The 19,471-nt window shown below is 38.8% G+C and carries 21 protein-coding genes; 5 read left to right on the top strand and 16 right to left on the bottom strand.

What is annotated here, in order from left to right; all coding sequences use genetic code 11:
* Positions 1-92 precede the first annotated feature (92 nt).
* From K3248_RS01185 to K3248_RS01130, 12 genes are all read right to left on the bottom strand, one after another.
* Positions 93-1,727: a BID domain-containing T4SS effector gene (locus K3248_RS01185; RefSeq protein WP_220716537.1), complete on the bottom strand. Its 1,635-nt coding sequence runs from the start codon at positions 1,725-1,727 to the stop codon at positions 93-95.
* 10 nt (positions 1,728-1,737) lie between these two features.
* Positions 1,738-1,944, bottom strand: coding sequence for an antitoxin VbhA family protein (locus tag K3248_RS01180; RefSeq protein ID WP_220716536.1), 207 nt, complete (start codon positions 1,942-1,944; stop codon positions 1,738-1,740).
* A gap of 59 nt (positions 1,945-2,003) precedes the next feature.
* Positions 2,004-3,074 (bottom strand): P-type DNA transfer ATPase VirB11, encoded by a 1,071-nt coding sequence (gene virB11 / locus K3248_RS01175; RefSeq protein WP_220716535.1) that lies wholly within the window; start codon positions 3,072-3,074, stop codon positions 2,004-2,006.
* Positions 3,071-4,249 carry a type IV secretion system protein VirB10 gene (virB10, locus tag K3248_RS01170; protein ID WP_220716534.1) on the bottom strand — a complete coding sequence of 393 codons (1,179 nt, stop codon included), beginning with the start codon at positions 4,247-4,249 and terminating at the stop codon, positions 3,071-3,073. The genes virB11 and virB10 overlap by 4 nt, the downstream gene beginning before the upstream one ends.
* Positions 4,242-5,108, bottom strand: coding sequence for a P-type conjugative transfer protein VirB9 (gene virB9, locus K3248_RS01165; protein WP_220716533.1), 867 nt, complete (start codon positions 5,106-5,108; stop codon positions 4,242-4,244). Before virB9 ends, virB10 begins: the two co-directional genes overlap by 8 nt.
* A complete protein-coding gene (locus tag K3248_RS01160; protein WP_220716532.1) occupies positions 5,105-5,773 on the bottom strand; it encodes a VirB8 family type IV secretion system protein in 669 nt (222 codons plus the stop codon). The genes virB9 and K3248_RS01160 overlap by 4 nt, the downstream gene beginning before the upstream one ends.
* Positions 5,763-6,077, bottom strand: a complete 315-nt coding sequence (locus tag K3248_RS01155) for a type IV secretion system protein VirB7 (protein WP_220716531.1) — start codon at positions 6,075-6,077, stop codon at positions 5,763-5,765. Before K3248_RS01155 ends, K3248_RS01160 begins: the two co-directional genes overlap by 11 nt.
* A 208-nt stretch (positions 6,078-6,285) precedes the next feature.
* A complete protein-coding gene (locus K3248_RS01150; protein WP_220716530.1) occupies positions 6,286-7,287 on the bottom strand; it encodes a TrbL/VirB6 family protein in 1,002 nt (333 codons plus the stop codon).
* A complete protein-coding gene (locus K3248_RS01145) occupies positions 7,274-7,750 on the bottom strand; it encodes a type IV secretion system protein VirB5 (protein WP_220716529.1) in 477 nt (158 codons plus the stop codon). The genes K3248_RS01150 and K3248_RS01145 overlap by 14 nt, the downstream gene beginning before the upstream one ends.
* The gene (locus tag K3248_RS01140) at positions 7,747-10,101 is read right to left on the bottom strand and encodes a VirB4 family type IV secretion/conjugal transfer ATPase (RefSeq protein WP_220716587.1); all 2,355 of its coding nucleotides are present in this window, start codon (positions 10,099-10,101) and stop codon (positions 7,747-7,749) included. The genes K3248_RS01145 and K3248_RS01140 overlap by 4 nt, the downstream gene beginning before the upstream one ends.
* A gap of 8 nt (positions 10,102-10,109) precedes the next feature.
* Entirely contained in the window at positions 10,110-10,418 is a 309-nt protein-coding gene (locus tag K3248_RS01135) for a VirB3 family type IV secretion system protein (RefSeq protein WP_220716528.1), read from the bottom strand.
* Positions 10,419-10,739, bottom strand: a complete 321-nt coding sequence (locus tag K3248_RS01130; RefSeq protein WP_220716527.1) for a TrbC/VirB2 family protein — start codon at positions 10,737-10,739, stop codon at positions 10,419-10,421.
* 329 nt (positions 10,740-11,068) lie between these two features.
* On the opposite strand from K3248_RS01130, the gene K3248_RS01125 reads away from it, so the two are divergent.
* Complete coding sequence (locus K3248_RS01125; protein WP_220716526.1) at positions 11,069-11,830, top strand: hypothetical protein; 762 nt, start codon at positions 11,069-11,071, stop codon at positions 11,828-11,830.
* 425 nt (positions 11,831-12,255) lie between these two features.
* Here K3248_RS01125 and K3248_RS01120 read toward each other — a convergent pair whose 3' ends face one another.
* From K3248_RS01120 to K3248_RS01110, 3 genes are all read right to left on the bottom strand, one after another.
* Positions 12,256-12,624, bottom strand: a complete 369-nt coding sequence (locus K3248_RS01120; protein WP_220716525.1) for a helix-turn-helix domain-containing protein — start codon at positions 12,622-12,624, stop codon at positions 12,256-12,258.
* A gap of 488 nt (positions 12,625-13,112) precedes the next feature.
* Entirely contained in the window at positions 13,113-13,490 is a 378-nt protein-coding gene (locus K3248_RS01115; RefSeq protein ID WP_220716524.1) for a helix-turn-helix domain-containing protein, read from the bottom strand.
* A 488-nt stretch (positions 13,491-13,978) separates the two neighbouring features.
* A complete protein-coding gene (locus K3248_RS01110) occupies positions 13,979-14,344 on the bottom strand; it encodes a helix-turn-helix domain-containing protein (RefSeq protein ID WP_220716523.1) in 366 nt (121 codons plus the stop codon).
* A gap of 936 nt (positions 14,345-15,280) precedes the next feature.
* On the opposite strand from K3248_RS01110, the gene K3248_RS01105 reads away from it, so the two are divergent.
* Positions 15,281-16,126, top strand: a complete 846-nt coding sequence (locus K3248_RS01105; protein ID WP_220716522.1) for a TIGR01459 family HAD-type hydrolase — start codon at positions 15,281-15,283, stop codon at positions 16,124-16,126.
* The gene (locus K3248_RS01100) at positions 16,126-17,169 is read left to right on the top strand and encodes a bifunctional riboflavin kinase/FAD synthetase (protein ID WP_220716521.1); all 1,044 of its coding nucleotides are present in this window, start codon (positions 16,126-16,128) and stop codon (positions 17,167-17,169) included. The genes K3248_RS01105 and K3248_RS01100 overlap by 1 nt, the downstream gene beginning before the upstream one ends.
* 219 nt (positions 17,170-17,388) lie before the next feature.
* Here the strand turns inward: K3248_RS01100 and K3248_RS01095 are convergent, their stop codons facing one another.
* Positions 17,389-17,718 carry a protein tyrosine phosphatase family protein gene (locus K3248_RS01095; protein ID WP_220716520.1) on the bottom strand — a complete coding sequence of 110 codons (330 nt, stop codon included), beginning with the start codon at positions 17,716-17,718 and terminating at the stop codon, positions 17,389-17,391.
* A gap of 634 nt (positions 17,719-18,352) precedes the next feature.
* On the opposite strand from K3248_RS01095, the gene parA reads away from it, so the two are divergent.
* Together parA and K3248_RS01085 are read left to right on the top strand one after the other, a co-directional pair.
* On the top strand, positions 18,353-18,982 hold the full coding sequence (gene parA / locus K3248_RS01090) for a ParA family partition ATPase (protein WP_220716519.1): 630 nt from the start codon (positions 18,353-18,355) through the stop codon (positions 18,980-18,982).
* Complete coding sequence (locus tag K3248_RS01085; RefSeq protein ID WP_220716518.1) at positions 18,979-19,203, top strand: hypothetical protein; 225 nt, start codon at positions 18,979-18,981, stop codon at positions 19,201-19,203. Before parA ends, K3248_RS01085 begins: the two co-directional genes overlap by 4 nt.
* The last annotated feature ends 268 nt before the right edge of the window (positions 19,204-19,471 follow it).

Below are 19,471 nucleotides of genomic sequence, written 5' to 3'. Positions count from 1 at the left end.
TTATTGTGCTTGATGTTTTTTCCACGGGTAGGATTTTATCAAAACAGTTTCTCCCCATGCGGGTCTTTAATAAGCAGGCAAAATCGTATCTATCAGCTCGCTAGAGCAAGCGTTTTGTTTTGATGAACGGTACGTATTTTTGTGTGTACTTCTTGATGTGTTTCTTTGGCGCGCTGAACGATGTCTGTAATATCCTTTGCTTTGTTTTCTGATACACCAAGACTGCTGGCAAGAGTTGTATGATCACCATGTCTAATCGCTTTATGTTCATTTGAGGAAAGACGTTGATTGAGTTGTTTTACAAAACCGCTCAGCTCTTTTTGAAGTGTGGGGGATGCCTCTAAAGCAGCTCTTTGAGATGTTTTTGGTAAGGAAAGTAGAGTTTGTAACTCTTCACTGGGTGTAGCGATTGCTTGAGAACAGCGTTCTTGTTCTTCTTTATGTTCTTTTATGATGTCCTTTTTTGTTTCATAGACCGCATGCGTTAAATTGATCATGGCGCCAAAAAGGAGAGAGGCACTTTCTTCAGCTGCAGTACGTTTTGCATTTTTTATGCCACAGAGATCAAAACCTGCAAGGGAAGAAAAAGAACCAGGGGATTTTTCAAGTTGGTTGGCAAGCTGGTATCCTAAAGAGGGATTTTGAATAACCTCCACCATTTTTCTATTCAATGCTTGTTCATTGCCAAAAACAGTTTTTGATAATTTTTGAATTTGCTGGCTGCATGTGTGAATACGGGCATCTTCTGCAATCAATTCAGCCATTGCATTTTTTGTCAAAGGGGCTAAATTTTCGCTTGGGATGAGGGTGCTTTTCAGCTCTTGAGGTGTAGGAGCGGTAAAGGTGAAGGTGTCTCCTGTCTTTACGGTTTTTCGCTGTTCGGGAGTGAGATGCTCTTTGTTTCCAAGGATATAAGCTTCTTGAACATTGATCATAAAACTTTCAGAATTGGTCTCGTGATAGGTTCCGGTATAGCTTGTGCCTTCTTTTGCGACCATTACAGGATGTTTTTGAATGTCATCGTGCCCCTTTTCTTTCATTTGGTCCATGAATGTTTTGAGATATTGTGCTTTTTGGGGATGTGTAATATCCTCAAACAAGTGGAGCATGGGTTGTAAATTTTGATCTTTTCCCACTGCTGTAGAGGCTTGTGTCATGCGTTCTTCTGTTACAAGTGAAAAGCTGAATGGGTGTCCTGCTGCTTGCCCGAGTTTTTCACAAAAAAGGCGTTGTGTTATTTGATTGCCTTTTCTGAAGGGATGAAGACGATTAAGAGTGTTAAAGACGTTTGTTATTTCTTCAACAAAGTCTTCACGCTGTAAGTTTTTTAGATCGTTTTTTTCGGTAAGTTGTTGATCTAAGCTTTGTAAACCTTCTTTAACCTCGTTATTGTTTTCGTGTGACTTTTTCCACCCTACGGTTTGTGATGATGAGAGGGAAACAGTGCTTTCCACAAGAGAGGAAGGGCGTTCATCGCGCGTGTGTCCTGCATCTTCAAAAATTCCTTGAAACATTTCCTGATGAAGTTTTTTGAGATAGGAGGAGTCAACCTGTTGGGGGAGGGAAGCGTGATGAAGATTGATCATTGCTTGGGCTGATTGATGGGAATGTCTTTCAAAGAGGTTTTTTAAACCTTTTAGCCCATGTATTTTTTTTGATACGAAGCCTTGAGGATGGGACTGGAGGACTGTCGTAAAGGGATTGGCTGCTGTTTGTGGTTCTTGCATCATTTTCTCCTTATAATATAGCGTTGTCCATAAGCGTATTAAATTCCTCTAGGGAAATTTCCCCCCTTGCATATTCTTCTAAAATTTCGAGCGTTTTGGGATGAAGCGTTATACCTTCAAGTGCATGGCTGCTAATGGCTGCATCAACAGCTTCACGGCGTTTTTTTAATTCTTCTGGTGTTATCGATGAAAGATTGTCTGTTGTTTTTGTTGTCACACTTCTTTTCCTTTTCCAACTGTTGTTTTTTAAACTTTTGTTGGTCGTTTTATTTTCTTTTAGTCACCTCCAAAGATGTTGCGTTGTTTGAATGGATCATAATAAATTTCTGTAACTTTGAATTTTCCTTCCACACGTTTGCATTGGACAATGATATCAATCATGGAAATCAAGAGACCTCGAATATCATCACGTTCTAAACTTCCTCCCCCCTCACTTTCTTTGACCAAAAGTGTCATTTGTTCAAAAGCAGAGAGGGCTGTTGATGCATGGACTGTGGTAATTGAACCTGGATGTCCTGAATTGACATTACGAATATAATAAAAAGCTGTTCCATCGCGAAGCTCTTGTAAAAGAATGCGGTCAGGACGCATGCGTAAAGCAGATTCAAGAAGCTGTTTGGGACCAACCGTAGCTAAACCATGGCCATCTTTTGAATAGATCATCGAGACATGGTTGGGTTGTGGTACAATCAATTCTTGTGTGTCTTCAATGGTGATAATACGTTCATCATGAGGGATTTTCGCAATGAAAGCTTTGGACAATGTTGTTTTCCCAGAGCCGGTTTTTCCTGCGATCAAAATATTTTTTTGATATTTTATAGCTTGATTAAAAAAGGAGACAAAATCCTTATTACAATAAGCAGTTGCTAAGTCATGTTCAATGTTTTTAAGTTCGTTAAAACGTACTTTATAGTTTTCCAGGGGGGTGAATGATACCAACTCACACATCGAAAAAAGACCGTTATTTGCGAGCTCTTCAAGAGAAAAACTCTGCGATGATGGTTTACGAATTGTCATACTAATTGTATCTTTTTCCACTGCTGGAGGAATAACAATTTGAATACGTTCATTTCCTGGAAGTGTGGCAGATAATATGGGGTTTTTTTCAGAAATATTTTGTTGTGAATAGGATGCAATAACTTTCGCTATTCCCATCAGCTCATTAAACGAAAGAGCTGGTGCATTGATCGTTTGCCATCCTTTAACGCCTTCTGTCATTATTTGATAGGGGCGATTAATGACAATTTCAAAAAGACTCTCATCTTGAAGAAAATGACTGAGAGGTGCAAGTTTTGTTAAAACAATTGCAACAGTTTGGTCATTTAAATTATGCAAAATTTGGTTCATTTCAAAGTTACCGAAGAATTTTTAGAAAAGTTTCTTGAAAGAGTACGGTTGATAATTTGCTTTTTGTTTTCAATAAGTTTCAATTTATAAACATTGGAAAAGTTTAAATCACGGGCAACAAAGACATTCACCATTTCTCCTTGGTTTTTGTACAATGTTGGGGCAATGTTGGCGTAATTTTCGACAGCAAGATTTGCAATATTTTGTCCCGAAGAAATTGTATCTGTTTCACTTTTTTCTGGGTCTTTGTCTGTTCCTAAACGCTTGTTGGCATAACGGGTTGCATCTTTTATAATGGAAATAAGGAGTGCAGATCCAATGCGTTCAAACCAATGATTGTCAATGTGACCGCTCATACCCGAACGTCCTAAATTATCCGTTGCAGGTGAAGCTAAGGTGATAATAATACCATTTGGTGTTTTTGCCCTATTCCAGAGCATGAAGAGATGTGTTTGACCTCTTTTTAAGCCACCACGATATTCCCCAATAATTTGTGTGCCTTTATCAAGAAGGACAACACGCCCATTGTCTGACAAGATATCTCTGGAGACAATGCAACTGGTAAATCCTTGTTGGTCACTGCTAATGGCAGTTTCTAAGATGCAAGGAATGGAAGTCCCCATCGAGATAATATAGTTTCTATTCCCAAGATTTGAAGCATTAATCCCTTCAAGAATGGTTGGTTTGAGAAGATGATTGAAGCGTTGTGTTGCTTCATCAGATTTGCTTTGTGGCTGTACATTCAAATTATTATGATTTATTCCTGTATTGCTTTTGCTTTGTGTATTTGCATAGGCTAATACAGGGGCGCGTTGTGCGGCATCTAACAGCTCATTATCAGAATGTAATTGATTATTTTTTGTAGGTGTTGGTAATTCAACCGTGGGCAACAGAGCTTTATTGGGTTCTGTTTTTTCTTCTGTGGTTGCCCCAAGGGGAGTAGGAATGGGTTTGACAGGATGAAAAAGCTCTGTTTGTTTAATAACCCCTTCTTTGAGAGGCTCAACCGGTGGAGCGGTTTCTGTGAAAAGTGTTGAATAGGCTAAATAAAGACAGACACCAAAAAGAATAATAAGAGCAGCGGCTTTGCCTGCATTGTTTTGTTGCTGTTTGCCGCGGGCATCTTTTATTGTATCACGATCATTGATATTTGTTTCATCCCTTGCGTCATTCATGGTTGTTTCCTATGTTCACTTTACGTTGTACAGATGGTGATGTTGTACCAGTTTCTGGGTTAATGCCTTCCGGCACAAATCTTTTATTGAAGATGCACAGCACTTCATGTCCACGGCGCAAAGTAAATTGTGCAGATGTGGCATGCACAATGACTTTGTTGCCTTTAATTGTTTTGGGAACCAGAGATTCTTGTCCATCTGGCGATACAAGATAAATAGCAGGAATTTCTATATTGCCTAAAAAGGTAAAGGTTGTTGTTTTTCCATTGTCATAGACAGCCTTTGGTTCAATAAGTGTAGAACCTTGTGCAACATAGGCCCAATTGCGTGGCCCAAAATCTTCATGGATATTTAAAACATCTTCAATAAAGCTTGCTTCGCGCTGTTCGGCTTTTGCTGCTGCGGCTAACTTTTTACGTAAAGCTTCATCTTCTGGATAACGAAATTTGACAAGGAAATAGGTTTCATTCCCTGCTGAAACATCGCCTTCACGTACTTCTAGTTCAAATTGATAAGAGCGTTTTGTTCCATCTTGGCGGCTTGTGACAACTTGTAAATTGGTAATGGGCTGAACTTCCCGCGGTTTGAGAAAAAGAAAGTGTCCAGCTGGTGCAACTTGCCATGCAACGGAATTGCCAATTCCTACATAAGTGACTTCTTCATCTTCAGCAAATTCGAGTTGGACTGAAGAGCGAATAGAGCCAATAACTTTTATAACATTGTGTGCGTCATAATTGACAAATCTGATCCGATTGTCTTTGTGTGCACTCAATGGGACTGTTTCTGCAAACGAGAAGGCTATATGACAATTTATGCCTAACATGAAAGCAAAAAAAAGTGTTTTAAAAAACCTACTCATTTTATCACCTCTGGATCAGATCTATATTCCAGCACTTGAAAACCAAGTGGGTTGATTAATCGATCAGATGTTGAAATGCGTGCATTAATATAGGTAAAATGTAAGATCGAAACCCAATGGGAAATCGTTTCTTTTTCGTTCAATTCTCGGGTCTTTTTATAGTAACGGACTTGAATAAGATTTTTGCTTAAAAAAGAAATGGATTTGATTGTGATGGTTACAACTGCGTGTTGATAGATATTTTGGGGGCTTTCGGGATTGCTGCCTGAATACCATTGTGCAAAACGATTTTGTTCTTCTATTGAAGATAAAAGGGAAATTAAGCGGAAATTGTGTTTTGCTTCTGAAGACTGAAAACCTTCGCGTGCACGAACATATTGGCTAGCAAAGTAGCGTGTGATTGCTTCATCATAGTTGCTGGGAGTTTCTTTAAGGGCTTGAATAGTCTCAACAATGCCTGTGGAATTATCAACGCGAATAACAAAAGGCTCTACGGTTTTTAAAGGCGTTAAGGCTGCAACAGCTAAGGCTAAGGCGATGGTCATTAAGCCAAAAAGTACTGTTAAAGCCATAGCAATTTTCATTCGTTGCCGCATGCTATGCATGCGATCAATATCAAATGAACGTGCTTCTTTTATATATTCTTCAAGGGCATCACTTTTCACCTGGGACCTCCACAGTTTTATCAAAGGACATTTTATGGTTTATGGGATGTTGTGAAGCGCTCTTTGGCGTTACATTCGTTGTTGCTTTTTCGCTTTCTAAGGTATTAAGAATGACAGGTGTCGTAACGTGTTTTACAACTTTCCCTGGTAAATTTATGTCTTTACTGTCCCCATTCCATTTATCTTGGTTGAGAATACGCGTATGTTTTCCATTACATCGTGGGGGTTTTGGGGGGCCACTAAGAATGGCACAGCTATTCAAGAAGACTGTGAGGAGCACAACAAAAAGTATTTTTTGTTTCATTTTTAAAACTCGTAAATATCTTGGAATACAACGCCATAAGCGTTCTTGTTTTGAGCTGTTTCACAAAAGCATAGAATGCAAAATTTCGATTGGTTTTATAAAAACAAAGATATCAAGGTGATCATGTGAAAAAGACATGGGGCGTGCGCTCTTTAGCGCACGCAATGCAAAAACAAAGTTCTTGTTTCTTTTAAAGAGGTGTTTGGCATTAAAAACGGCCACGACCACCTCCAGATCTTGCAATTCCTGCAATACCTCTAGCTGTGCTGCTAGCAGCACTTCTTGCGGCGCTTCCAGCGGCTGCACCTGTAAGCTTTAAAGCAGCATTTTGTGCGGCTCTTCCACCCGATTTAGCACTGTTATAAAGTGTTGAAGCAAGCTGTTCTCCTGAAGCTATACCGGCGCTAAAGTATGGTCCACCAGCAGCAAGTGCTGAGGCAAGGCCTGGAAGCGCACGGAAGATAATAACCCCTATGACCGAAATGACGATAACAGGTGGGAAAAGAATATAGATTGAGTCATAAGAAACTTTGAGAACTTGCAGGATAATTTGACAGATAAGCGTTCCAAGCATGATCACGAGAACTTGTAAAATGGTAAAATTGATTAAAGTTGAAAGCCATGCTTCGGTATATTTTCGCGTTGCATTGAACAAATATAAACTAATGAAAAGAGGACCAAGACCTATGATCAGTACGAGGGCAACTTGTGCAAATATTTGGACAATGAAACCGCCTATACAAAAGAAAATAACAGTTATCATCATAACACCACCAAGAATCGCAACAACGACCTTTTCAAAAAACCAAGCATGGTATAAAACTTCTTGAAAGCGGTAACTTGCCTTTAATAAAATATAATCGAAGACATTGGAATTTGCAGGATTGCTGTTGAGCGCATTTCCAATAGCATTTACCAAATCATTAAAGAAAACCTCTTTGATATAGATATTAAATGTATTCGCATTCGTTGCCATTGTTGTGACAACGACAATTTTAACCACATTATTGAGAAGATTATGCGTAGAAAGGGCGACACGACCTGTCATAACATTATAGCCATATAAAAAAATAAAAATAATTGCAGCAAGATTAAGTGGTGCTGAAATCGCAGAGGACAGCCCCCCCACTGTTGTGTTCATCACATCGTCTAGAGGGGCTACAATATATTCAGAAATACTCCCAAACGGGGCAAACTTAAAGTCGGCCATTCGCTCTCTCAACCATTGCTTTTAATTGTTCTTCTTTTTCTTTCAGAGCTTCTTGAAGTTGTTGACGTTTTTCTTGCGTTTCTTCTTCATGGACCTCTTCTCTGGTTTTGCTTGTTTTTGCGCTCATCATCGCTAAAGATTGCAGTTGTACAGAACTTATTTGAAGATTGGTTTGAAGAAGGGAAAGTTGTGTTTGAAGCTCTTGTTGCAGTGCTTGCCGTTCTTCTGGTTTTAAGTTTTCTGTTGTTTTAAGCTGTTCAAGTTTTGCTCTTATTGCTTCAATCTTTTTTTCTGTTTCTTTGGCACTTTCATAAATACTTTCAGCGGTGTTTGACTGTAAAGCATCATGGGTTATTTTGCTGTGTAATGCTTGTTTATAATACTCCTCCACATCGGTCATTTGCGCCATTGTAGGAGAGACAAAAGATAAAAATAACAAGGTGGCTAAACTATATTGTTTCATTGGTTTTTTCTCCTTTGATGAAATATGGGCAACCATTCATCAGGATCTGCTCCATATTCGTTGATAATTTGATGCATGAGTTCAATATTTTTAGTTGTGCCGCTTAAGACGGCGATCTCATCGTTCATTCCGCGTAAGTTAAGTTCTGCAACAACAGAATTTTGTCCCTGTTTGATAAGGAAACGATGCGATTCTCTGCTTAGCTCTGATTGTATGAGTTCAAATTCACGCTCAGTCAGCTTAAAATCTTCAACATAATCTTTATAATTTGCTTTTTGATTGGGAAAAAATATTTGGGTTGGACATTGCTCGATAATCGTATGTGCAATAGTAGAGTTTAAAGCATCTTTCGGGCTTTGGGTGGCAAAGAGCATCATGCCATTTTGTTTACGGATTGTCTTTAACCGATCTTGTGCAAAAGCTTTAAAGGAATCATCTTCTAAAGCTTTCCAGAATTCATCAACAATAATAATGATACGCCGCCCATCAATAAGATCAAGAATACGGTGGAAGAGATACATCATTAAGGGGCGACGAATTTCTTCATTATCTAAGAAGTCGGTCATGTCATAACCGATAAATTGCGCATTTAAATTGAGATCATCCGTTTCGTTATCAAAAACCCAACCTAAATCATTGCCTCTTATCCAGCGTTGTAATCGTATGGCAATACCTTCTTTTGATGTGTTATCAAAAAAGAGTTGAAGGGCAGCAAGAGAGCGCTGTGCACGGGGCAGGCTTCCCAAGGAATCGATTGCTTTGGCGATATCTTGTCGCTCTTCTTCTGTTACTGTTTGCCCTTCAGAGGTTACAAGCTTTAAGACCCAATTACGAAGGAAAACCTTATTTTTTTCTGTAAGTTCCATGCCCTTTAGGGGTGCAATACCTGCAGGTTCGCCGTTTTTTAAAGGCTTATATTTTCCTCCTCCAGCACGTACAAAAATCTCTGCACCCTGATCTTTGTCGAAAAAAACCATGGTCGGATTATGTTTTTGTAATTGTGCAAGAAGAAAATTAATAATAACCGTCTTACCAGAGCCCGATGGACCACAAACAAAGGTATTGCCAAGATCACCATAATGAAAATTAAAATAATAAGGTGAACCCGCTTGGGTTTTCAACAAGGCAACAGCAGCCCCCCAAACATTGTCATTTAATTTTCCAATAGGAAAAGAATGAAAAGGAGATAAAGCGGCAAAGTTTCTGCTGGTAATGGCTCCAGAGCGTGCACGATAGCTAAAGTTTCCCGGCAATTGCGCCCACCATGCTGCTTCTAACCCCAAATCTTCTCTGGCAATAACGGCGCCCCCATTGGTTAACTGTGAACGGGCTTTTGATAAATTTTCAGCTAATGCTTTGGGCTGATCGGCAAAAACAGCCAAAGAGAGGTGATGCTCCCCCAAAACAAAACGGTTCGATTCTAAATCATCAAGGGCTTCATCAAGCGCTTCAATTTGCGAGCTCGCACGGTCGGCTGTATTGATCATTTGATTTTGTTTGCGCCCCATAATGGCACCAGCGGCAGCTTTACTTTTAAAGACAAAGGATTGCGTTAAGATGAATTCAAAAGAGGCTGTCAACAACTCATCTGTCATACCGGGGCGGGTTTTAGAAGGATATTCTTTCCAGCCAAACATGCCAACAAAACGTTCTTTGCTCTCATGGCGGATTTCAATAATTTCTTTTCCAAAAATAACACGATCGGAATAAATTGTTGAAGCAATGGTACCAAATGTCAGAGGAATACGTTCCCGTCTTCCCCCTACCAATTGATGCAAAAACTCACTTTGTTCAGAAAATAACATGCCCCCATGTTCATAAATGGATAAGAGACGTGGGCTATAAGCTTCTAACCCTTCTATCAAATCTTGGCTTAATTCTTCGATTTTGCGAATGGCATCCTGATCAGGTTCCGATTGGGTTTTCTTTGCTTTTGTTAAACGCTGAAAAAAAGAAGCAAGTTGTTCTGTTTTATCTGAGGCTGGATTCCACAGCAGTGAAACAAACAAATCGTTTCTATAGAGTTCTTGGGAAACCATTTTCTGTTTGTATTTTTCATCTAATTTTGCTGCAAAAGGAGAAAGAAAACGCCCTTCTGGATAAAGCATTTCACGCCGTCTAATAACGTGAGAGTATAAAGCAACGCGTTCATCTGCAATGTTTTTCAGAAGGGTGTTTAATTGGTTGTGTAAGGAATTTAATTGGTCAATATCTGCAGTGTCAAAATTTACACCCTCGACAGCCATCACTGTCATTAAACAACGCGAATTAAGTGCAATGACATGACGGTTAACGTAGCGTACATAGGGAATGTATTCTTCCGGCAAAGATTCCCGTTTCATAATTGACATCTGTTTCACTACTTGAGTTCCTTATAAGTACGGATAAGGTATAATGGGGATATAGATGCGCCTCCCCATCTTTTGAGATTTTTTTGTTTTCCGCGGGTATTGAGCCAGGCAAATAAAACGCGAAATTGATTGTGGTCATGTTTGGTTATTTCACGTAAAATAAAGTGCATCCCAACCCCAAGACCAATCATGGTAAAACCGCTTGTAAGAATAAAAAGAGTGGTTGTTGCCATAACATTGAGCGCCATCGCTTCTATGGTAACACCGGCAAACATTGCGGGTCTGGTACAGGCAAGAAAAAGAGTATCTTCGTTCATTTATGCTGTTCCTGTTCCCACTAATTTACCGACTAAAGCAGGCGCTCCGAAAGCAATACCAAGACCAATCAAGCAATAAGCTGCTTTGCGCAGGTCAATAAAGCCGTACATCCAGCCAATGCCGATGGCGGCAACACAGATAATCGCAATAAGCCTTGCTGTTGTTCCGGTCATCATATCAACAATGTTTTGTAATACGTTATCGACATTTCCCAGTCCTCCACCCGTAGAAGCAGCATAGGAAGGATGTGCTATAATGAACGCAGCAAAAAGCAGCATAATGACGATAAAAAAGATATTCTTGGACGTGTTGTCTGTCATTTTTCCTCTCTTGAAAAAGAATTTTACTCGCGTGTCTTCTTGACTTTAAAACTGAAGTGTTTTGTTCTTTGAGACTTACAAACCAAACTGTCCCCCTCATCGTTTCTCTCAAAATTTTAAAAATGGATTTTTTTCCTTTTAATTTTTTTTCTCAGAGACAGAAGGTTTTCTTTTTAAAATTGTGTTACATAAAAATGGCAATTTTAAGTTGTGAAGTTTGTAAAATATCGTTAATATACAACAGACCTTAGAATCTAGAATTTTTTCACCTTAAATTTTTTTTCATGGACAAGGAGGGAGTGTTGAATCGATAAAAGGGTAGAGGAAAAATGAACTTTTTAATAAAATGTGTTGAGCGTATACGATTTAAACTCATCGTTATTCTTTATATAATGGGCTCTCTTTTATGGGGTATTCACCAATATAGCGATGACGTGGATTGGAGTGTTCTACAACCCTTTAAGCTGCAAGATATGCAAGATATTGTGCATCTGTATACGCAAGGAAAAAATTCTGAAGTCGCTTTCACACAGGGGCCATTGGCAAATGGTAGACATGTTGCAAAAGCTGAATCGGTTTCCTCATTTCAGAAGAATTCTTCCTTTAATTCTGTTGCTGTTTTTCATGGTATGGCATCTGTTACCAGTGGCGTTACATTCAAATTGTTCACGCCTGTTGCACAATCTTGGCGTAAACATCATACCCGTGCTCTTCATCTTTATGGGGTGGATACATGTGCACCGCGCCAAAAAGCCAAATTAAATAATCAAGAATGGCCTTGTGGTGTGGTTACAATGGCTTGGCTTGTCACTAAAACACTTGGTCAGAATTTATCCTGTAAGCAGGCTGTTATGCGTGATGGTATTTATTATGCGCAATGTTTTGTGCAAGGCGTTGATTTAGCTGAAGCAGGTCTTGCAGAGGGGATGTTGTTGCTTGCAAAAGACAATAAAGATCCCATTCCCGTACAGTATCGCCTTGCTGAAGAAACAGCACGCAACAAAAAGATTGGTCTTTGGTCAAGTGATTTTACGGAACCTTTGCAGTGGCGGCGCAATAATGGCTCTTATAATCCTTTTGCGCATGAGTGATCTGGCTGTTGCTTTCGGGCGTTGATGTTTATCGTGAAAATCTCATAAAATGAATAAGAGGGCAAATTGAAAGCGCTCTTAAGAAGAGTTGTCATTTTTTTTCGTGTTGGATAAATTCTACATCCCTCTTAAAAATATATACTCTCAAAACAGTTTTTCTCGTTTATTAAGGTATCTATGTGTTTTAAAAAAACGGTCATTGTTGCCCTAAAAGATTTTTATTCTTTATGAAATCAGCAGTTGGAATCTTCTAGGCAAGAAGCGCGATTATTCTTTACAAATTTACATAAGATTAAGAGGCGCATTTGCGGATAAGGCAAAAATTTAAGACAAAATAAGAGTGCCATCGTTTATGGTGTGTTTTGAGAGGTTTTCCGTGTATGCTTATGCGTAGAAACTGTAGCATAGGATATTATGAAAGAGTTTTAATTCTGATCAGAAATCAATTTTAAAATTGCTTTTTGTTTTCCTGATGTCAGGACTCTAAAACTTTTTAACAGGAGATATTCTTCTTTACTGGAGATGACTTCGTCATAATGGGGAGGGGTGTGTTGTTTTGTGGAGATATCGGCATAAAAAAAGGTTATGGGGACATTTAAAATATCGGCAATTGTCTTTAACTGCCCCGCACTTACACGGTTTAAGCCTTTTTCATATTTTTGAATTTGTTGGAAGCTTACCCCTAAAGAGTGTCCCAATTGTTTTTGCGACATTTTCAGCATGTTTCGTCTGAAGCGAATTTTTTTGCCAATGAATGTATCAACAAACATATCATGAGGATTTTTATCTTGCATTTTCCCCCCACCGGTTGCGAGCGCCCTCGCATTGGTATTCCGGGAGTCTAAAACACTGAACTCGAATCAGCATTTTGCTTTTAGTGCTAAAAAGCACTTGGACATAGCAAAATCTCCCGGAATCCCGGGACACCCACAAAGCGGGATAATTTTTATGTATCGAGTTTTCGGGGTTTTAGATCCCTATTGGTCGTTCGCGTATACGACCAAAACACCCTTCAAGTCATAAAGGAATTTCTGGAAATTTACAATAAAAATGACGATAGCTTTTTAAAACGGACTTTTAAAAAGTGAGAAGAGGGGGGGAGCTCTTTCAAGGATGCGGCTTGTGTATGAGAACTTACCCCCCTTTAGGGAAGATAGCAGTTTATCTTCTATGGCATTTTGAGAGGGATGCTCTTTTAAGAGCAAGGCTTGTGCATGAGAGTTTAAAAGCACTGCTCTTAAAAACGGTGTTGCGCATAAACAAAGCCTCTTGCACGCGTGATTTAACAAGCTTCATTTTGCTCAGAGAGCAATTGTAAAAGAGCATTTTGTTTTCTTATGGTGAGAACACGAAATCTTTTTAAAAGCAGATACTCTTCTTTACTGGAGATGACTTCGTCATAATGGGGAGGGGTGTGTTGTTTTGTGGAGATATCGGCATAAAAAAAGGTTATGGGGACATTTAAAATATCGGCAATTGTCTTTAACTGTCCCGCACTTACACGGTTTAAGCCTTTTTCATATTTTTGAATTTGTTGGAAGCTTACCCCTAAAGAGTGTCCCAATTGTTTTTGCGACATTTTCAGCATGTTTCGTCTGAAGCGAATTTTTTTGCCAATGAATGTATCAACAAACATATCATGAGGATTTTTATCTTGCATTTTCCCCCCACCGGTTGCGAGCGCCCTCGCATTGGTATTCCGGGAGTCTAAAACACTGAACTCGAATCAGCATTTTGCTTTTAGTGCTAAAAAGCACTTGGACATAGCAAAATCTCCCGGAATCCCGGGACACCCACAAAGCGGGATAATTTTTATGTATCGAGTTTTCGGGGTTTTAGATCCCTATTGGTCGTTCGCGTATACGACCAAAACACCCTTCAAGTCATAAAGGAATTTCTGGAAATTTACAATAAAAATGACGATAGCTTTTTAAAACGGACTTTTAAAAAGTGAGAAGAGGGGGGGAGCTCTTTCAAGGATGCGGCTTGTGTATGAGAACTTACCCCCCTTTAGGGAAGATAGCAGTTTATCTTCTATGGCATTTTGAGAGGGATGCTCTTTTAAGAGCAAGGCTTGTGCATGAGAGTTTAAAAGCACTGCTCTTAAAAACGGTGTTGCGCATAAACAAAGCCTCTTGCACGCGTGATTTAACAAGCTTCATTTTGCTCAGAGAGCAATTGTAAAAGAGCATTTTGTTTTCTTGTGGTGAGAACACGAAATCTTTTTAAAAGCAGATACTCTTCTTTACTGGAGATGACTTCGTCATAATGGGGAGGGGTGTGTCGTTTTGTGGAGATATTGGCATAAAAAAAGGTTATGGGGACATTTAAAATATCGGCAATTGTCTTTAATTGCCCCGCACTTACACGATTTATACCTTTTTCATATTTTTGAATTTGTTGAAAGGTTACGCCTAAAGCATGCCCTAAGGATTTTTGAGACATTCCCAACATTTTTCGTCTAAAACGAATTTTTTTGCCAATCAAAATATCATGAGGATTTTTATCTTGCATTTTCCCCCCACCGGTTGCGAGCGCCCTCGCATTGGTATTCCGGGAGGTTGGAAGCACTGACCTCGAATCAGCATTTTGCTTTTAGTGCTGAAAAGCACTTGGACATAGCAAAATCTCCCGGAATCCCGGGACACCCACAAAGCGGGGTTCATGTTTATGTATCGAGGTATCGAGCTTCCAACACTCTATTGATCGTTCGCGTATACGATCAAAAACCACAGAGTAACGAATAAAGGAATTTCAGGAGATTGGCAATAAAATTAAGACAGTTTTCTTAACGCGTAATTTTAAAGAATACGCCTAAAAAAGTAAGAGTTTCTGCAGTTTTAGAGCACTGCTCCTAAAAGAGCACGTGTTTTATGAAATGGGTAACAAGAGGAGGTAAGCGAGAAAAGCTTGAATTGTTTACAGGTTTGGAAGAAGAGAGAAGCTTCTTTTTTGGGGTTTGTAGAGCTTTGTAAAACATGACTCTTAGGGAAAGTCCGTAAAATATGCCAATATTTAAAGAACATGCCTATTCTCTAAGCTCTTTTTTTAGAGTTCAAACAATGTATTATTGCATAAGTAATATTGTGTCATTTATGTCCTATATGTTTTGTTTATCTTCAAAAAAGGAGGTTTTGTCATTTTCATGGGTGTTTTTTCATGAAAATATTTTATTTGTTTAGTTTTTAAATAAAAACTTGAGTTTTTTGGGGGAGAGACTGTATCAATATAGTTGTTTTTAGTGTTGCCGTTTTCATTCTTTGTGGAATTATAAGCTTTTGATATGAAGTATTTTAGAACGTTTCATCACTTAACGTCCCTTATTTTTTATGCCCCTTTTTTGCAATGTAAAGCAAAAGAGGCAAAAATCCAGTGTTGAGAAAAAGAATGTACTTCAGGTAAAGTAAAAGGCAGTATAATAAATGGCAAAAAAGAAAGACTAGGTGCTTCATGAATGAATTAACCCATATTGATAGTATTATAGCGCATTATGATGCTGTTTTTTGCGATGTATGGGGTGTTGTGCACAACGGTGTACAGGCGTTTCAACCAGCATTGGATGTGTTGTACAAAATTCGACAAATGGGAAAAAGCGTTATTTTTTTGACCAATTCTCCTCGACCACGAGAAGATGTTATTGTCCAGTTAGAAAGCATGAATGTGCATAGCGGTTATTATGATGCCATTATCACTTCAGGGGATGTGACACGTGATCTTATTTGTGCTGCACCACGTAAAGTTTTTTTTATTGGCCCACAACGCGATTTGGTTTTATTTGAAGGATTAGAGAGTGAAATTGTTGAAGAATGGGAAGCTTCGGTTGTGGTTTGTAGTGGCTTTCTTGAAGATCTTGAGGAAACACCTGCTGCTTATGAAGAGATGTTTCACCGTATGCGGGCGCGAAAATTGCCTTTTATTTGTGCAAACCCTGATGTCATTGTGCATTATGGAAATCAAGAATTTTGGTGCGCTGGTGCATTAGCGCGTCTTTATCAACAGTTAGGAGGGGAGGTGCGTATTGCCGGTAAGCCCCATGCCCCCATTTACAAATGCGCTTTTGAACACTTAAAAAAAATTCGTGGAACAGTGGAAAAACATCAGATTCTAGCAATTGGTGATGGCCTTTTGACCGATATTAAAGGTGCTGTCCATTTTGGCCTTGATGTTCTTTATGTTATGGGGGGAATTCATCGTTATGATTATATGAAAAATGGTGAGGTTGATAAAAAAGCTTTGCATTCTTTTCTTGAACGTTATGGCTATAAGCCACAAGCAATTATGTGGGCACTTCAGTAATGTCTGATTTTTTACGTCTTCAGGGAACCCAAGGGATTCCTTTGGCTTGGAAGGGAGCGGTTTTAGCACTTGGAAATTTTGATGGTGTTCATCGTGGACATCAGGTGGTACTGCAAAAAGCACTAGATTTAGCGCGTCTTCAAAAAAAACCTGCTCTTGTTTTAACTTTTGAACCGCATCCGAGAAGTTTTTTTCAACACTTAACGCCCGTTGATCGTTTGACAGAAGCTAGTGAAAAAGCCGAAATTTTAAAAATACTTGGATTTCAAGGTGTTGTTGAACAGCCCTTTGATATGCGTTTTGCGACTCTTTCAGCAGAAGAATTTATCAAAGTGGTTTTAAAACAAGCCTTTGATGTTTCGGTTGTTGTAACGGGTGAAAATTTTCAATTTGGTCATCAGAAAAGTGGAAATGCCTCTTTTCTTTATCAAAGAGGAAAAGAGTATGGCTTTGAGGTCGTAAAAATTCCTTGCATATTAAACACACAAGATTCTTCGCAACAGATCATTTCTTCAAGCACTATTCGTCAGCTTCTTTCACAAGGGCAGGTACAAAAAGCAGCGCATTTATTGGGCTATCATTATCGGGTATGCTCTAATATTATTGAAGGCGAAAAACTTGGTCGTCTGTTGGGATTTCCAACCGCTAATCAAATGCTTCCTCCTCAAGTTAGTTTGGCACAGGGAGTTTATGCTGTACGCTTGCGTCGCGCTAACGGCGTTTTATATGATGGTGTTGCAAGTTTTGGATGTCGTCCAACTGTGGTTAAAGATGGGGCACCACTTCTGGAAACCTATTTGTTTGACTTTAATGATGATTTTTATGGAGAAAACTGTACGGTTTCCTTTTTGCAATTCCTACGGGGACAAGAAAAATTTGATGGCCTTGAGCCTTTGATTGCACAAATGAAACGTGATGAAAAAACTGCAAGAGAAATTTTGACAAAAGCACAGCCATTGTCACAGTTGGATCAATTGCTTACTTTTAAAAATAAGCCTTTATTTGATCCGAAAAAGCAAAAAGAGCAGCACAAAGAGCACTGAGATTCACAATAATCAGAAAAAGATATTCTAAAACATCATGGATTATATGCATTTTTCGTTGTTGGGAGGAGGAGTCAAATATTTGGAGATCTGATTTCATCATTTCTTTGTCTTTATTTAAAGCTTGTAGGGTGTTGATAGTATTTGTGCAGTTTAAAATTTTACTGCTGTTTTCTTGCCAATCGGTTAAGACAAAGAATGTGACGATATAAAATATATTTAACAACACGCCAAACGATAAAGATGCATTGAGCGTGTTCCCTGTCCACAATAGGCGAGAAGAGGGAGAGAGGCCGTTTTTAAAATTGTTTGCATTGCTTCAATATTTGATTGTTCGATGCGAGGAGGAAAAATAGGAATGTGATAGGCTTTTATACCATATTGATGTGCTGTTTCTTGAATGAGAGAAAAGTCAGGTTGATGAAGTTCTTCTTGATCTGGACGGTTACAAATAATGGTTTTAAAGCCTGCTTGTGCTAATGTTTTGATATTTTCAACGCTGATTTGACCGCTAATAAAAATATTTTGTTCAATTTCTTGCAAGTTCATTTCTGTTTTCCTCATGCGGCAGATCTTTATGGTATTTTTTTCTGTTCCCCAAAATATGATACCCAAAGACATGATAGAAGGGAGGTCTTTCGTGAAGAAGAGTTTAACAAAAATCTTTTCTTTGTCGAGCAAATAACCGCAATAAAGAAAAAGAGGGAAAGGAGATTGCATGTATCTGTTGGGTAGAATCATCATCATCTTATGAAAAGAATATTGCTGCAGGTGTTGCATGATTTTTCTCTGCTCTTTTTATCGGATCACAGTGTTGTAGATAAGAATGCTAAAATGAAGAAAATTGATTTTATAAGATTGAATTTTATGATTTTTGTTTGTATTTTTTTCCAATTAAAGCGTGAAGAAAAGATACAAGAGTGGGATTGGTTTTAGCTCTTTTTATAGTCTAGTGAAGAATGTTGTTCTTCTTAAGAAAAAGAGGTGCGTTTCTCATTCAATATGTGAAACAATGTATTTTCTATATAAATCAACTTTTTGCTGCAAATAGAAGATGGAGGAGGACCTTTGTTGGTGCTTTCTTCATAAAGTGGGAAAAGTGTGTGTGGGCCCCTTAGATACTTGCCTCTTTTGTAGTTTTCAGTATTATCGTTTTTACGATAATACTGAAAGATGTTATATAATGATCATTGGGCTCTTAAATCAAAAGGGAGGGGTTGGAAAAACAACGTTGAGTGTGAATCTTGCGGCAAGCTTCGCACGCGCTGGTGCGCGCGTCTTGCTTCTTGATATCGATCCACAAGGTAGTGCATTGGATTGGGCGGCGGCGCGTGAAGATGCTCCTTTGTTTCCTGTAGTTGGTTTGCCACGTGCAACGATTCACAAAGAAATTACACAGATTGGTCATGGTTATGATTATGTCATTATTGATGGCGCTCCGCGGGTGACAGATCTAACACGCAGTGCACTTTTGGCTTCGGATTTAGTGCTTATTCCTGTGCAGCCTAGTCCATATGATATTTGGGCTGCAGATGGAATCGTAAAGCTTATTGATGAAGCGCGCGTCTATAAAGAAAATCTGAAATCTGCTTTTGTTGTTAATCGTAAAATCGTTAATACAGCAATAGGACGCGATGTGGCGGAAGCGCTTGGCATATATCCGATGCATGTTTTTTCTGCCAGTGTCGCGCAACGGGTGATTTTTGCAGAAGCGTCAGCTCAGGGAAAAGCTGTCTATGAAATTAATCAACAAGGATCTGCAGCAACAGAGATTGAAGCTGTAGCAGCAGAAATCAAGGAGTTGGTAAAATGAATAAAAAAATTAAGATTGGAAAAAAGCCAACCAGTAAATCTGTTCCTGTGGATGCATGGGTGGAAAGCCGGAAAGGGCCAATGGATGAAGCTATGAAGCGGTTGACAATTGATGTGCCGGAAAGTCTACATCGCTTGATTAAGGTAAGTTGCGCAAGTCGTGGAACAAAAATAGCAGATGAGGTACGTGAACTACTTTTACAGAAATACGGAAAACTGTAAAAAAATATATACGATAATAAGCTTTGCCGATTTTATTGCTTTTCCTAAAAAGTAGAGATTGCAGATGTTGAAATTGATGGAGCTCATTTTAGATGCGTATTATAGCTATTTTTTAGTTTATGAGCATTTTTAAAAGAGGTTAGATTTTATCATTCTCATAGAGTTTCTCACTATAAATTCCATGAATATCTTATGAATTGAATTTCAGATGGTTTTTAATCTACCTTAGAAGCATTCTTATAAGGAAATGCTATGTTAATGTTTGCAT

It is taken from the genome of Bartonella raoultii (assembly GCF_019659805.1).
Taxonomy (GTDB): domain Bacteria; phylum Pseudomonadota; class Alphaproteobacteria; order Rhizobiales; family Rhizobiaceae; genus Bartonella; species Bartonella raoultii.
This window is presented reverse-complemented; position numbering and strand designations above follow the sequence as displayed.